14 protein-coding genes are annotated in these 15,376 nt (G+C 44.0%); 5 read left to right on the forward strand and 9 right to left on the reverse strand.

The window, feature by feature from the left end; translation table 11 throughout:
- Positions 1-579: 579 nt before the first annotated feature.
- Positions 580-2,016 carry an NADP-dependent isocitrate dehydrogenase gene (locus CDH51_RS12320; RefSeq protein WP_024284059.1) on the forward strand — a complete coding sequence of 479 codons (1,437 nt, stop codon included), beginning with the start codon at positions 580-582 and terminating at the stop codon, positions 2,014-2,016.
- Positions 2,017-2,337: 321 nt separating this feature from the next.
- On the opposite strand, the gene fumC is transcribed toward CDH51_RS12320, so the two are convergent.
- Both fumC and CDH51_RS12330 read right to left on the reverse strand, forming a co-directional pair.
- Positions 2,338-3,738 carry a class II fumarate hydratase gene (fumC, locus tag CDH51_RS12325; RefSeq protein ID WP_100628837.1) on the reverse strand — a complete coding sequence of 467 codons (1,401 nt, stop codon included), beginning with the start codon at positions 3,736-3,738 and terminating at the stop codon, positions 2,338-2,340.
- 78 nt (positions 3,739-3,816) lie between these two features.
- Complete coding sequence (locus CDH51_RS12330; protein WP_100628838.1) at positions 3,817-4,305, reverse strand: hypothetical protein; 489 nt, start codon at positions 4,303-4,305, stop codon at positions 3,817-3,819.
- 66 nt (positions 4,306-4,371) lie between these two features.
- On the opposite strand from CDH51_RS12330, the gene CDH51_RS12335 reads away from it, so the two are divergent.
- The gene (locus CDH51_RS12335) at positions 4,372-4,821 is read left to right on the forward strand and encodes a DUF2867 domain-containing protein (protein ID WP_100628839.1); all 450 of its coding nucleotides are present in this window, start codon (positions 4,372-4,374) and stop codon (positions 4,819-4,821) included.
- 5 nt (positions 4,822-4,826) lie between these two features.
- Here the strand turns inward: CDH51_RS12335 and CDH51_RS12340 are convergent, their stop codons facing one another.
- The 5 genes from CDH51_RS12340 to CDH51_RS12360 all read right to left on the reverse strand — a co-directional run bounded on the left by CDH51_RS12340 (position 4,827) and on the right by CDH51_RS12360 (position 8,774).
- A complete protein-coding gene (locus CDH51_RS12340; protein ID WP_024284055.1) occupies positions 4,827-5,210 on the reverse strand; it encodes a RidA family protein in 384 nt (127 codons plus the stop codon).
- A 293-nt stretch (positions 5,211-5,503) separates the two neighbouring features.
- Positions 5,504-6,325, reverse strand: coding sequence for a TPM domain-containing protein (locus CDH51_RS12345; protein ID WP_100628840.1), 822 nt, complete (start codon positions 6,323-6,325; stop codon positions 5,504-5,506).
- Positions 6,303-6,740, reverse strand: coding sequence for a TPM domain-containing protein (locus CDH51_RS12350; protein WP_026948076.1), 438 nt, complete (start codon positions 6,738-6,740; stop codon positions 6,303-6,305). The genes CDH51_RS12345 and CDH51_RS12350 overlap by 23 nt, the downstream gene beginning before the upstream one ends.
- A 9-nt stretch (positions 6,741-6,749) precedes the next feature.
- On the reverse strand, positions 6,750-7,340 hold the full coding sequence (locus tag CDH51_RS12355; protein WP_024284051.1) for a LemA family protein: 591 nt from the start codon (positions 7,338-7,340) through the stop codon (positions 6,750-6,752).
- A 183-nt stretch (positions 7,341-7,523) separates the two neighbouring features.
- Positions 7,524-8,774: an aspartyl protease family protein gene (locus CDH51_RS12360; RefSeq protein WP_100628841.1), complete on the reverse strand. Its 1,251-nt coding sequence runs from the start codon at positions 8,772-8,774 to the stop codon at positions 7,524-7,526.
- Positions 8,775-8,970: 196 nt separating this feature from the next.
- Here CDH51_RS12360 and CDH51_RS12365 point away from each other — a divergent pair, with 196 nt between their 5' ends.
- The gene (locus CDH51_RS12365) at positions 8,971-9,447 is read left to right on the forward strand and encodes a Fur family transcriptional regulator (RefSeq protein WP_026948074.1); all 477 of its coding nucleotides are present in this window, start codon (positions 8,971-8,973) and stop codon (positions 9,445-9,447) included.
- On the opposite strand, the gene CDH51_RS12370 is transcribed toward CDH51_RS12365, so the two are convergent.
- Both CDH51_RS12370 and CDH51_RS12375 read right to left on the reverse strand, forming a co-directional pair.
- Positions 9,444-9,878 (reverse strand): SRPBCC family protein, encoded by a 435-nt coding sequence (locus tag CDH51_RS12370; protein WP_100628842.1) that lies wholly within the window; start codon positions 9,876-9,878, stop codon positions 9,444-9,446. The two genes, CDH51_RS12365 and CDH51_RS12370, sit on opposite strands and share 4 nt — an antisense overlap.
- A complete protein-coding gene (locus tag CDH51_RS12375; RefSeq protein WP_100628843.1) occupies positions 9,875-10,489 on the reverse strand; it encodes a cytochrome c oxidase subunit 3 in 615 nt (204 codons plus the stop codon). Before CDH51_RS12375 ends, CDH51_RS12370 begins: the two co-directional genes overlap by 4 nt.
- Before the next feature lie 109 nt (positions 10,490-10,598).
- Here CDH51_RS12375 and mfd point away from each other — a divergent pair, with 109 nt between their 5' ends.
- Positions 10,599-13,952 carry a transcription-repair coupling factor gene (mfd, locus tag CDH51_RS12380; RefSeq protein ID WP_100628844.1) on the forward strand — a complete coding sequence of 1,118 codons (3,354 nt, stop codon included), beginning with the start codon at positions 10,599-10,601 and terminating at the stop codon, positions 13,950-13,952.
- A 176-nt stretch (positions 13,953-14,128) separates the two neighbouring features.
- Positions 14,129-15,352: a gliding motility lipoprotein GldJ gene (gldJ, locus tag CDH51_RS12385; RefSeq protein ID WP_100628845.1), complete on the forward strand. Its 1,224-nt coding sequence runs from the start codon at positions 14,129-14,131 to the stop codon at positions 15,350-15,352.
- Positions 15,353-15,376: the final 24 nt, after the last annotated feature.

The following is a 15,376-nucleotide window of genomic DNA, read 5'->3' on the forward strand; positions in this document are numbered from 1 at the left end:
GTCTCAGGATTTACCTGCCTTTGGTAGGCTCATACTAGCGCAAGTTTCCTGACTTGTGCTTAAACCAATGCAGTTTCCTGACTGCTACTATTTCAGCTACTCGAGATTGCAAATCTCGAATTTCTTATCGTAGGATTTTCAATCCGGGAATTTCGGTTATGCTGCTTTTCCGAAAGCAGCATTGGATATCGGCCTATCCAAGCGCAAGTCTAAGGATTTACCTGTCCGATAGAAGGCAGGTCTTGAGACTTAAGCCAAGCTTTGTGTCCTTTCAAGAAAAATATTTCAATCTATTTCAGCTCGCTTGCGAGCTATATTTCCGCTGTATTTCTCGGATTTAGTCATTTTCCCTACTGGCTAGGATATTTCTTTCGATAAGTAGACTCGACTTTGCGTGTTTACGGGAAATATATTTCCACCTATTTCAGCTCGCATGCGAGCTATATTTCAATTGTATTTCCATTACCCTAGGATTTTAAATCTGCCCACCTTACAATTTGACCATCGGGCTTAATAAATCGCAGATTTTCAAGTATATTGATTTTCTAATTTATAGCTGGTAACAAAAAACAAAGACTTATGACAAGAATAACTGTAGCCAAGGGCGATGGTATTGGACCTGAGATCATGGATGCCACGCTGATGATTATCAAAGCAGCTGGTGCCAAACTTGAAATTGATGAAATTGAGGTAGGGGAAAAGGTTTACCTAGCCGGAAACACCGCAGGTATCTCGGATGAGGCCTGGGAAACTATTCGTAGAAATAAGATTTTTCTGAAAGCGCCAATCACCACCCCTCAGGGAGGCGGTTATAAGAGTTTGAATGTTACTACCCGAAAGACGCTTGGACTTTTTGCAAATGTGAGACCTTGTAAGAGTTTACACCCATTTATCTCCACCAAGCACCCGAATATGGACTTGGTTATCATTCGGGAAAATGAGGAGGATCTTTATGCGGGAATTGAGCATCAGCAGACCGATGAAGTGGTGCAGTGTCTGAAGCTGATCAGCCGTCCTGGTTGTGAAAAAATTGTCACTTATGCCTTTGAATATGCCCGAAAATACGGCAGAAAGAAGGTCACCTGCTTTACCAAGGATAATATCATGAAGCAGACCGATGGTTTGTTTCACAAAGTATTTGACGAGATCGCAGCCAAATACCCTGAGATAGAAAACGAACACTGGATCATCGATATCGGTGCGGCTAAAATGGCCGACACGCCGGAGGCTTTTGATGTGATCGTGATGCCAAATCTCTATGGTGATGTACTTTCCGATGTGGCTGCTCAGATTACCGGTTCTGTAGGCTTGGCAGGTTCTTCGAATATCGGTCATGACCATGCGATGTTTGAAGCGATCCACGGTTCAGCCCCTCGTAGAGCCGGTCAAAACCTAGCCAATCCATCCGGTCTTTTGCAGGGAGCTATTTTGATGCTGCAGCATATCGGTCAGTCTGAGATTGCCGAGAAGGTGCAAAATGCCTGGTTGAAGACCATGGAAGATGGGATTCATACCTATGATATCTTCAAGGAGGGTGTCAGCACTCAAAAGGTGGGTACCAAGGAGTTTGCTGAGGCGGTCATTGCCAATTTAGGCCAAGAGCCCAAAACGCTGAAGAAAGTCGAATTGAAGAATAGCGGTTTGATCAATATTCCTCGTCATGTCAGAGCGCCACGAGCCAAAAAGGAACTGGTTGGGGTGGATGTTTTTGTGCATTGGGAAGGTACTGACCCAAAGAAGATCGCTGAGGAGCTGCAGAAGATGAACAATGATAATTTGAAGCTATCCATGATCACCAACCGAGGTGTAAAGGTATGGCCTCAGGGATTTGAGGAAACTTTCTGTACCGATCACTGGCGATGCCGATACAGTGCCGTAGAAGGTGCTACTCCAAGCAAAAAGGATATTTTGGAGGTACTTGCCAAAGCTGAAGAGGTAGGTGTAGATACCATCAAAACAGAAAATCTCTACCTATTTGATGGCGTCAGAGGCTATTCATTGGGACAAGGACAATAAACCTAGTGTAGATAATAAGTTAAAGAGCCTTTCCAAAACGGAAAGGCTCTTTTTTTAGAGTTTTCAGGGAAGAGAATTCACTCTAGTGGATTTGCGAAATGCGAAGTACAGGGCAATTTTAAGGGAGACCCTGAATTTTGGACGCACTTTTCAACTTTTACACCTTCCAACCTAATCACCACTTACCATTCACTTCCTTCTTGTGTAAGATTAAGATCTAGAAAGTGGGAAATACTCAAAATATCGAATGATGAATGTTGAATCTCGAATAATGAAGTATTCAGGACTACTCACCACTTACAATTTACACTTCACCACTCCCTACTTCAAACTACCGATCATATCCTCAGGCTTCACCCACTCGTCAAATTGCTCGGAAGTTAATAGTCCCAAAGCAATGGCAGCTTCTCGAAGGCTTGTACCTTCTTTGTGCGCTTTTTTAGCGATGGCCGCTGCATTTTCATAGCCGATATGTGGATTCAAAGCGGTTACGAGCATCAAGGAATTTTCCAAGTGACGCTGAATCATTGGGGTGTTTGGCTCGATGCCGATGGCACAATTATCATTGAAGGAAACGCAGGCATCTCCGATCAATCGTGCTGACTGAAGGAAATTAGCTGCGATCATTGGCTTGAATACATTGAGTTCGAAATGACCATTGGATCCACCGATGGAAATGGCTACGTCATTTCCCATTACTTGGGCAGCTACCATAGTCAGTGCTTCTACCTGCGTTGGGTTGACTTTTCCTGGCATGATAGAAGATCCAGGCTCATTTTCCGGAATCAAAATTTCACCGATTCCTGATCTAGGACCGGAGGAAAGCATACGAATGTCATTGGCGATTTTCATCAGGGATACCGCCAATTGCTTAAGGGCTCCATGTGCTTCGACCATGCCGTCATGGGCTGCCAAAGCCTCAAATTTATTTGGAGCAGTTACAAAAGGCTGACCTGAGAATTCAGCGATTTTCTTCGCAACTAGTTCTGCATAGCCTTTTGGCGTATTCAGCCCTGTTCCTACCGCTGTACCTCCCAATGCCAATTCAGAAAGATGGCTTAGCGTATTTTTCAGAGCTCGCAATCCATGATCCAATTGGGCTACATAGCCGCTGAACTCCTGTCCCAATGTAAGTGGAGTAGCATCCATGAAGTGGGTACGACCGATTTTTACCACATCCTTAAATGCTTTGGCTTTTGCTTCGAGGGTATCGCGAAGCTTTTGTACCCCTGGAATGGTGGTTTCCACGACCATCTTGTATGCAGCGATGTGCATGGCCGTTGGATAGGTGTCATTGGATGACTGGGACTTGTTTACATCATCGTTTGGATGGATTTTTTTCTTTTCATCCTCCAGCGAACCGCCGAGCAGTACATGTGCCCGGTAGGCAATCACCTCATTTGAGTTCATGTTGGATTGGGTGCCCGATCCGGTTTGCCAAACGACAAGCGGGAATTGATCGTCGAGTTTTCCTTCCAAAATTTCATCACATACCTGAGAAATAGCATCAGCTCGATCCTGTGCCAATACCCCTAGTTCGGCATTGGTTTGGGCTGCAGCCTTTTTTAGGATGGCAAAAGCACGGATAATTTCAATTGGCATGCGGTTTTTCTCCCCGCCGATTTTGAAGTTATTGATGGACCGTTGGGTCTGCGCTCCCCAGTACTTATCTGCAGGAACCTCTACCGGGCCCATGGTATCTTTCTCGATTCGGATGCTCATGATCTATGGTTTATTGTGTTGTGAATTTTACGCTGCTAAATTAATCGCTAATGGGCTTTTTCCCTACCGCTTGTGGATTTAATCCTTTATTTGCAGGTTGATTAATTCGTGAAAATCTTCACGCGAGTTTCTTACCTGCCGGTGAAAGAAAAATAAAGCCAAAGCATAATTCAAACCCGCCAGTCCCAAGCAAATGCTTCCATTCAGGACGTTGGTCTGCAGTCCAAAATAATAGGCCGAAAAACCAAGCAGAATAAAGCTCCAAAACAGGACAAAAAAGAGGGCTCCGGGGAATAGCTTGTAGCGAAGAAAGAGGATGGATCCACGAGGTGTGTCTTCGACCTCTCCAAGAATCAGCGGAAGGAAAGTATTGCTTCGTTGAATCACCTTGGAGATACGGAAAGTGTTTTTTCCCACTATCCCGTTGAAAGCGATGTGTTTTGGTTTTAGGTAATTGCTTTTGTCCAAAAAATTGACCTCCAAAGTCTTTTTCGAAATATGCTCCATCACCTCATCCTTGGAGTAGGAACTGACAAGCGTTTCGCTGAAAAAGGGAATGAGGTTCATACTTTCTTAACTATCAGATAGAACTTAGGTTATAAAATTAAGGGTTCTCTTCAAAATTCCGTCAAAATGGACAGTGGTAATAAAATACGAGAAGTGATGCGCTTTCCGTTTCAAGGCTCTCGGGAAGCGGTTCAAGCCAAACTTTGGCGGATCGGAGGGGAATCCGGCTGGTATTTTTTGACTGGGCTTTGGAAGTTTCGTGGGCTGATCGATGGGATGTTTGGAGGAGTGGGCTTTCGTAAAGGCAGGCCTCACCCAAATAGACTGAAAGTTGGAGATCCCTTGGACTTTTGGCGGGTACGGGAAGTCGACGAGAAAAGTGGAAGATTGCTGCTCGAGGCAGAGATGAAATTGCCGGGAAAAGTCTTGCTAGAATGGAGTCTAGATGCCGATCAACTGCGGCAAACGATTACTTTTTTGCCAAAAAATAAATGGGGAAAGGCTTATTGGTACCTCGTTCTTCCCATCCACAAATTGATTTTTTGGGGAATGGGAAGAGCAATTGCCAAGGGTTAACAAATTCAGTGCTTCACTGCAATACAGGAAATTTCTACGTTAACATTTTTCGGCAGTTTGCTGACTTCTACCGTTTCCCGCGCAGGTGGATTGGTTTTGAAGTATTGTCCGTAGGCATCATTGATGGTAGCGAAATCATCCATGGATTTGATAAAAATGCTACATTTCACCACATCAGAAAAGCCAAAACCAGCAGCCCGAAGCACGGCCTCGAGATTTTTCATGACGGCGTGAGTTTCCTCGGTAATATTTTCATTGATCAGTTCGCCGCTTTCAGCATCCAAGGGGATTTGGCCAGAGACGTAAAGTGTATTCCCTGCCAAAACTGCCTGTGAATAAGGACCAATGGGAGCGGGCGCCTCAGCCGTGAAGATGATTCGATTTGCCATAAAGATTTTAGATTTATCTATCTATGAAATGTGATTTGAAATTACGAAATACGAAGTACGAAATACGAGTAATCAGCTTGAGTTAAAGTGAGATTCATTCTTTTACCCAACCTTTCAACCTTGCCACTTTCCAACTCAATTTACGAAGTGACAGTCTTTGCGATCCCGACCAGGTCGAGAGAAGCAATCTCAATAATTGCGATACTTTATCCCCTTACAACTTTCCAACATTAGCACCTTCTAACCTAACCACCATTTACGACACACTTCCTGCTTCCTACTTCCCGCTCAACTCACCAACTTCCACCTGCACCGCCGCCGCCAAAGCTACCTCCTCCAAATCCACCGAAGCCTCCGCCTCCGCCACCACCGAAGCCGCCAAATCCTCCTCCTCCTTTAGAGAAGTCGCCAAATTTTCCGCCTCCGCTGCCTTTTAGCAGATTGGCCAGCATGATGGTAGTCCAGAGGTCTACGCCTCCACCACGTCCGCCCATGTGATTGTCATTATCGCGACGGTTTCGGATCAATGGGATGATTACAAAAATGATGATAAAGAAAAGCAGGACGAATATTCCTCCTCCTTCATTGCCGTCTTCCATGACCTGCTCAGCTTCGTATTCTCCGGAAGCCAATTTGAAGATCATATCCGTGGCCTGATCCAGACCGGCATAGTAGTTCTCCATCTTGAAGTTGGGGATAATCAAGTTGCTGACTATCCGCTTTGCCAAGGCATCAGGAACTGCCCCTTCAAGCCCATATCCGGTAGCGATAAAGACTTTCCGGTCATCCATCGCCGCCAAAATCAACAGTCCGTTGTCATTTTCAGCTCCTCCGATTCCCCATTGATCGCCTAGTTGAAAGGCATAATCGGAAATATCGTAAGGACCCACAGAGCGAATCATGACAATGGCAATCTGAGATGAGGTGCTGTCGTTGTAAGCGACCAGTTTACGTTCCAACTGCGCTACCTCAGCGCTACTGAGAGTTTGTGTAAAATCATTGACCAAACGAGGAGGATTGGGAGTAGGAGGGAAATCCTGCCCGATCAAAAAGCCTGGAATGAGAAGAAATAGAATAAATATGGGGAGGCTCTTAGGAGCCAAAAGAAATTTCATCCGGTAGTTCGTTTTCGTCATCATCCCCTTGATGGGGGAAGTGTGCAGCCAGTTCTTTTCCGGCCATCAATATGCCGTCGATAAGTCCTTGGGTAAATTTTTGCTCTCGAAAGAGTGCAGCCATGTGGTCTTTGATCTTTTCCCAAAAGTCATCTGGGACAACCGCATTGATTCCACCATCACCAAGAATGGCAAATTTATGATCCAGTACAGCCAAGTAGAAAAGCACCCCATTCCGCTCTTTGGTTTGGTGCATTTTCAAAGTCTCAAATACCTCCGCTGCCCGATCTAGGACATCTATTCGGCAATGGTTTTCAATATGGACCTGTATTTCACCGGAGGTGTTGTTTTCTGCCTCTTGGATGGCCGCTATGATAGTTTTGCGATCTTCTGCTGAAAAGAGTTTTTCTGGCATTCCTTAATCTTAAAATTGGACGCTAGGTGCATTTTCAGCTCCTTCGGAAGCCTGGAAAGTCCCTTTAGTCTCAAATCCGTACCAGCCCGCAAAGATATTGTTGGGGAAAACCCGCAAGTTTTGGTTGTAGGCCACCACCTCTTGGTTGAAGTTTCTTCGGGCTACGGCAATCCGGTTTTCAGTTCCTTCCAATTGCGCCTGTAGCTCTAGGAAGTTTTGATTTGCTTTCAAATCTGGATAGCGCTCTACCGTCACCAATAATCGGCTAAGTGCTCCGGATAGTTGATCTTGAGCTTGTTGAAATTGCTGAAGATTTTCAGGACTTAGATTATTTGCATCCACATTGATGGAAGTTGCTTTGGCTCTTGCCTCAATGACACCCGTTAGGGTTTCTTGCTCAAAGTCTGCATAACCTTTAACCGTATTGACCAAGTTTGGAATCAGGTCAGCACGTCGCTGGTATTGGGTTTCTACTTCAGCCCATTGTCCGTTGACTTGTTCTTCGGTAGTCACGAAACTGTTATACGTTCCGACAGCTTTGGTATAGATAAAAATTCCCAAAACACCCAGAATTGCAATCGGGATTAATAGTTTTTTCATGTGTTTATAATTTGTTTTTCAGTTGCCACATGGAATCTCGCGTGCCTTACAATCATTTAAGCAGGTGTCGCTTTCGACATGCTTGTCTGCTTCAGGCAGGCTCGATTTCATAGTATCATTAAGTTTTGAAATTGCTAGGTTTTATTTCCAAAAGTAACCAAAATTTTCACCTTCGAAAATCACTTAAATTTGTTTTCTAAGCTCAATGCGATACGTGAAATCTTCATATTTGGTTAGCGTATCATCAAAATATCTCCTCACTTCGAATTCAACCACCTTTCCTTCTTCCTCACGGAGCAGCTTCACAACTTCAGCCAGCTCCCAGATGAGAACTGGGATTTTATTGATGCTGAGCACTTCATCAAAAGGTAAAATTCCTGCCTCCTCAGCCGGAGAGCCTTTTCTCACTGATCCGATGTAGAAGCGCTTCTTGTCCGTAGGGACTTTTTTGACAGTCAGGCCACTCATGTCGTATTCGTAGGGAACATAAAATGTGTCTCCTTTTTTGAATAAAGCTCGCTCTCGAGGATAATCCAAAATGATTCGCATTCTCCCAAGAATTTCTGAGCCCAGACTTCCCAATCTTCCGGATTCCTGAATGATGTAGCTGAAGGCCGTTTCTTCAGGATAGGAAGTCATGACATCACGCTGAGTAAGATGGTTGATCTTCACCCAATCTACTCGGGCAATATTTCCATAAAGTGTACCTCCCAGGCTTTGTCCCAGTTCCGTTTCTAGATTGAGATCTGGAATCTCGATTTTCTCCGATGTCTCCTGATTGAGTAAAAGGCCATGGTTTGCACCCGTATCAATGAGCAGTTTGGCCTGTAGTACTTCTCCATTTCTTTGTTTGACCTTGGCACTGATGTATGGTTTATTGGATTGGATGCTCAGCTCTTTTTTGGTGTAAAAAAGTGGGCGCCATTTCAAGGCTCCTTCCCGGAAAAATTCAATTCGCTCATCGTCATAGTTTATTTTGACGGGGTTGAATTTGAAAAATTCATAGCCAATGATCCCATAAATCGGTACCCCCACCACAGACTCCAATTCCAAAAAATCCTCTTCCAATACCAGGAGACTTTGTGCTATTCCTTCGATGGGCCCCAAATCTAAATAATTGACAGGGGAGACCTGGGCCATGATTTGCTCGGATCCATCCGCACCCATCAGATTCAGTCGCCGCGTGTACTTCAGTCCCATGGCATCTCCAAGGTCCTTGCTGAATAAAATATTGGACCGTACCCCTGTGTCAATGAGGAAATTCACGGGATATGCTCCATTGATGGAGACGGGTACGATGATGAGGCTATTGGAAGCGTAAAAAGGCAAAATCACCCGTCTTTTGTCCTCTTTCATGAAAAAGCCAGGAATCTGCGACTGCGCTTCCCAGGCAATGGAATAAATCAAAATGAACAGAAAGAGAAATCTTTTCATTTATTTTGGTTCGGGTGGTTTTTTAAGTTAGTACTTTAATTTCAATCGGTTTCAACCTAGTAACGAATAATCCCCCGTGCTTTGTTCGGCTTTTCAATCCTTAATTAGATTGAAACCAAATTATACTAAAGCACAAGTAGACATTTGTCAAAAAAAACCTAAACCCGCATCTTTAATTTTTAGATCCTACCAAAAGATGGCAGATACAGCGCTGATAGAAAAAGCAAAGAAGATATTTGAAAATTTCTTGAGTAAGCAGGGAAGCAGAAAGACTCCGGAGCGGTTTTCTGTAATTGATGAGCTATACCTCCTTCCCGAGGATGAGCATATCGATGTGGAGGGGCTTTTCCTCAAAATGCGTAATAAAGGCTATACCATTAGCCGGGCCACTATTTACAATACCTTGGATCTTCTTGTCGAAAGCGGCTTAGCTGTTAAGCATCAGTTCAAAGATAAGGTGGCTCTTTACGAACAGGCTCTTACCTACAAGCATCATGATCATCATGTCTGCAATCAATGTCGTAAAATCCGGGAGTTTTCAGACCCCAAGATCAACGAAATTAAGGAGATCATCGGCAAGGAATTTCAATCAGGAATCACTTCGCACTCTTTGGTGCTTTATGGCGATTGTCAGATTGAAAATTGTCAAAACCTGAATGCCATCGAACTCTAGGCAAAGATTTTTTTATAGATCGGTTTTCGATACATAAACTGTCCCCAAAGTGCCGGATAGAGTATCCAAGTCATAATTTTAAACGGAGCTTCGTATTCGATCTCATCCCGGATGATGCTTTGATCCCCTTTTTTGATGATTCGGTGTTTATGCGTCCATTTTTTTAGGAAAAAAGGTAATTCTGTACCCTCATCCACGAAAAAGAATTCCTTTTCATTCGTTTGATCTTCTGTAATCAAACTGGTCCACTTCTGCTTGAAGAGTAAAAAATTCAGTTCTAATGAAACTACATCCCCTTTTTGGGAACCGTCAAATTTGATCAATTTGACTGGTGGAAATGGTGGACTCAGGCGGGTGAATAGCTTTTCGTCAAAACCTTCTTTGACTTTTAGATAGTCTTGCTTGACGGGAGTTTCGATAGTTAGATTCATAGGCTGACAGCGAATAAGAGAAATAAAATCAGCCAAATCCCATCCATAAATTGCCAATAAACGGTGAATAGGCGAAGCCGCATTTTTTCGAAAGGATTGGTGAAAAGAATGAGACGCTTCACCTCATCATTTTTCCTGTTTCGGAGTTGAGCCCAAAGAATCACTGCAAAAATCATGGCTCCCAAAAGGTGAAAAATGTGAATACCTGACAGTACATACAAGAAGCTACCACTGGGAATCCCTTGGAAATCTATGCCCATGCTTTGTAACTCTTTCCAACCGGTAATTTGCAGGCCGGTGAAAAGCAGTCCTAGAAGCAAGGTAACTCCCAAGGCTCGGATTACTTTTTCGGCATTCTCCTCTTGAAAATATATTCGAATTCTTGTGGCTGTGTAGCCGCTACTGACCAGCAAAAAGGTTGAAATCAGAAATGAGACGGGAATTTTTTTATTCATTCCTCCCAATTGATCCAATCCGGAAAAAAGAAAGGCAACAGTCAAGAAGAGGAAAATAAGTCCGCTACCAAACATTCCCAAATACAAGAGTGTCTCGTAGGGATGCATGTCTTCAATGCGCTGGAACCAGGTTTTATTGTCAGAAGTAACACTCATCGCTTGCAAAACAATTTAAACGGGCTTAGGTTCATGAAATATCGTTTTTGAGAGCCGAAAAAAATGAAATCGGCTAACTTGCGTCCCCAAACCAATATCCCCCTACACCTTGGATAGAGACTCCTTCCTTTCGATTTATCACGGAGATCCATTTTTGAGACAGTTTAGTGAAAAGCTGGCCCATGCTGAGCAGGCCAATTTTCAACTCAGAGGCCTGTCTGGCAGTCTGGACATGGTGGTCTTTACTACCATCTTTCAGCGATTGGGTGGCTTTCACCTGATCATCGCCCAAGACAAGGAGGAGGCCGCCTACCTGAATACAGATCTTCAGAATCTTTTGGGAAGAGAAGATTTTCCCATTTTCCCTTCCAGCTTCAAAAAACCCTATCAGTACGAGGAGGTGGATAACGCAAATGTCCTTTTGCGATCAGAGATTTTGAGTCGCGTTTTGGAGGGGCAGGAAAAGGATGAAATCATCATCACTTATCCAGAGGCGCTTTATGAAAAAGTGATTAACAAACGCTCCCTCAAAGAGAACACATTTCAGGCAAAAGTAGGAGAGCAAGTGGATATGGAATTTGTGGCAGAATTGCTCCATAGCTACGATTTTGAGCGGACTGACTTTGTGTATGAGCCTGGGCAATTTGCTATTCGTGGAGGGATTTTGGATGTCTTTTCCTTCTCTAATGAGCATCCCTATCGCTTGGAGCTTTTTGGGAAAGAAATCGAAAGCATCCGAACCTTTGATCCGGAATCTCAACTCTCGATCGCCTCAGTGGATCAATTATCCCTGATTCCCAATACGCAGACTAAGCTACTTCAAGAAGTACGGCAGTCATTTTTGGGCTTCTTACCTGAGAAGGCAAACCTGTGGATCAAAGATTATCAACTGACCGCGGATGTGATGACTGAGTGTTTTCATCGGGCAGAAGTGGCTTTTGATCAGATTTTGGCCAAAACCAATCAGACTAAGACAGTACTCAAGCCGGAGGATCTTTTTGAAAAGGGAGAGGATCTTATCAAGCAGGTCAAAGCCTTTAAAGTGATTGAGTTTGGGAAACAGTTTTATCTGAAAAACTCTGAGAAACTGGCCTGGGATTCCAAGCCGCAGCCCTCATTTAATAAGAATTTTGACCTTTTGGTAGAGACGCTGGCGGAAAATGAAAAGCAGGGCTTGACCAATCTTATCACCGGAGAAAACTCCAAGCAAATCGACCGACTCATGGGGATTTTTGCTGAGTTGGACCCAACTCTTCAGGTACAAACCTTGATTTTGGGCCTTCGGGAAGGATTTGAAGACCGTCAAAACAAACTGATTTGCTACACCGATCATCAGCTTTTTGAGCGATTTCACCGATACCGCTCACGCAAAAAAGCCAGTAAGTCGAAGGCACTTACATTAAAAGAATTGAAAGCGCTTCACCCCGGGGATTATGTGGTCCACGTGGATTATGGGGTAGGGCGATTTGCAGGCCTAGAAAAAGTAGAAGTAGGAGGCAAAATGCAGGAGGCAGTTCGACTGGTTTTCCGGGACGATGACTTGCTCTATGTGAATATTCATTCACTGCATAAAATTTCGAAATATTCAGGTCAGGAGGGTCAAGCACCTTCCATGTCCAAGCTAGGTTCCCCCGAATGGGAAAACAAGAAGAAACGAGCCAAAAAGCAGGTCAAGGATATTGCCAAGGACTTAATTGCCCTGTATGCAAAAAGACGATCAGCGCCTGGTTTTGCCTTTTCGAGAGATGCCGTGATGCAGGTGGAATTGGAGAGTAGCTTTATCTACGAAGATACCCCAGATCAGGCTTTGGCTACGGCGGATGTCAAGACCGACATGGAAAAAAGCTATCCGATGGACCGCTTAGTCTGCGGAGATGTAGGATTTGGTAAAACTGAGGTGGCGATTCGTGCTGCATTTAAAGCAGTGAATGATGGGAAGCAGGTCGCTGTGCTGGTTCCTACTACGATTTTGGCCATGCAGCATTTTCATACCTTCAAAGAGCGGCTTTCAGGCTTCCCTGTTACGGTCGATTATATCAATAGATTCCGTACGGCCAAGGAGACCAAAGTAATCATGGAGGAAGTCAAGGCCGGCAAAATCGATATTCTCATCGGTACCCATAAAATCGTAAATAAGAGTTTGATATTCAAGGATTTGGGACTGCTGATTATTGATGAGGAGCAAAAGTTTGGGGTGCGGGTCAAAGATCAGCTCAAAAATTTGAGAGTCAATGTAGACGTCCTGACTCTAACGGCCACTCCGATCCCAAGGACCTTGCATTTTTCTCTGATGGGAGCACGGGACTTATCGGTGATTTCTACGCCGCCGCCAAACAGGCAGCCGGTGACGACAGAGGTTCATTCATTTCAGGAGGAAATCATCCGAGATGCGGTGGCTTATGAGTTGCGAAGAGGAGGTCAGGTCTTTTTTGTGCATAATCGGGTTGGGGAGATCGACTCCATCGCCAATTTGATCAAAAAGCTGGTTCCTGATGCGAGAGTGGTAGGAGCTCATGGTCAGATGGATGGTAAAAAACTGGAGAAAATCATGGTTGACTTTATCGATCATGAGTACGATGTGCTGATCTCGACCAATATCATTGAGTCCGGTCTGGATATCCCAAATGCCAATACCATCATCATTAATCGGGCGCACATGTTTGGACTGAGTGACCTGCATCAAATGCGCGGAAGGGTAGGAAGAAGCAATAAAAAGGCCTTTTGCTACTTGCTGACAACACCCATGTCAGGTTTGACTCCGGAATCCAGAAAGCGGCTTCAGACATTGGAAGAGTTTTCAGATTTAGGGGATGGCTTCAAGGTGGCGATGCGTGACTTGGATATTCGCGGGGCCGGAAACCTGCTCGGTGCCGAGCAAAGTGGATTTATCACAGATTTGGGCTTTGAGATGTATCACAAAATCCTGGATGAGGCTGTGCAGGAGTTGAAGGAAAATGAGTTTGCTGCCCTATTTGAAGTGGATTTGAAAGAAAAGGTAAAAGTGCTGGTTCAGGACTGTACGGTTGAGACAGATTTGGAGCTCCTTATACCTGAAGAATATGTGGCCAATATCAGCGAGCGATTGAGTCTTTATTCCAAGCTGGACTCGATCAAAAATGAGGAAGAGCTGGCTCAGTTTGCCCAAATGTTACACGATCGCTTTGGGCCTGTTCCGGATGTGGTGAATGATTTGATGGAAACCGTCCGATTACGATGGAAGGCGGAAAAGTTGGGAATAGAGAAGCTCGTGATGAAAAATGGGCAGATGAAATGCCATTTGCTTCCATCTGATAGAGGGGATTTCTACTCTTCACCTACCTTCTTGAAAATCATGCAATTTGCTCAGTCTAATTCGAAATACTTTAAAATAAAAGAGTACAAGAATCGTTTGATTCTTACCATTTCGGATGTTTCGAGCATTTCAAAGGGTCAAAAGTGGCTAAATGACATGCTAGAAAGCTAATTTTACAAAAATTTAACTGGCATAAATATTGCACTTTCGCACCCAAAATTTGTCGTTTCAGCTCCGATTAGACGCAAAGGCCTTAATTCGAAGACTTTGTACGGATTTGAAAGATTGGAAGTCCTTGGAAAGGGGACTATATTAGCACCCTAAAATTGATTTAAATTTCTATTTATATGCATTTGACTAAAAAACCTTGGGGATTGTGGGCTGCAGCCTTCTTAATTGTAGGAGGATCAGTCTTATCTTCTTGCAACAAAACTCCTGGCTATGGTCGCCGTACGGCAAATAAGCCTGGTAAAAAAAGTGCTACCACGGGCGCTGAGTTCTCATTTGAGGAAAATGATACTACTCAGTTCTTCGTAGCAAAAAATGCTGAGCAAATCCCTGGGCCAAACTTGAAATTCATTCAAGGAGGTCGGGCAGTATTGGGCTCTCAAGAAGAAGATGTCATGGCTTTCCGTGACAACTTGGAGCGCACGGTGACTGTCGCGAATTTTTATTTGGATGAAACAGAAATCACGAATAACGATTACCGTGAGTTTCTTTTTGATATGAAGAGCAAAGTCAGTGCAGACTCATTGCAGAAATTGGAGCCCCGTGAAGATGTATGGGGTGGCGCTCTTTCCTTCAATGACATGTATCAGTCCTACTACTTCCGATTCCCTGGATTTAATTTTTATCCGGTAGCCGGTGTGTCTTGGACACAAGCAAATGTATACTCAAAATGGAGAACAGATTACGTCCAGGAGTTGATCAGAAAAGAAAGAGAAATCGATTCTACCTTTACCAAATCTCAATTGATCGAGCGTGGAGTAGCCATGGCTGACTTCCGTCTTCCTTCAGAAGCTGAGTGGGAGTATGCTGCAAAAGCGATGATCGGAACTCAGTACCTTGATGAGAATCAGGAGTACGGAAGAATCTATCCTTGGGATGGTCGTGGCGTTCGTAATCCTTACAACGTGAAGCGTAAAGGAAAGCAAGGTGATTTCCTGGCTAACTTCAAAAGAGGACGTGGTGACTACGGTGGTATATCAGGTAATCAAAGAAATGACGGCGAAATCCTTCCTACCAACGTGTATGACATGGCTCCAAATGATTTCGGATTGTACCACATGGCTGGTAATATGAATGAGTGGGTATATGATGTCTACCGTCCATTGACTTACCAAGATGCTGATGACCTTAACCCACTTCGAAAAGATGGGTATGGCGATGAAGAAGAAAACTACGAGGTATCTATGCTTACTGACGAAATGAGAGTCTACAAAGGCGGAAGCTGGAGAGATGTTACTTATTGGTTAGCACCAGGTACTAGAAGATTTATGCATGAAGATTCTGCTACCAATCATATTGGCTTCAGATGTGCAATGATCTCTATCGGAGAAAGAGGCAAATAAGAAAGAATAGATATAAAATCGTAA

The organism is Algoriphagus formosus, from assembly GCF_002807035.1.
Taxonomy (GTDB): Bacteria; Bacteroidota; Bacteroidia; order Cytophagales; family Cyclobacteriaceae; genus Algoriphagus; species Algoriphagus formosus.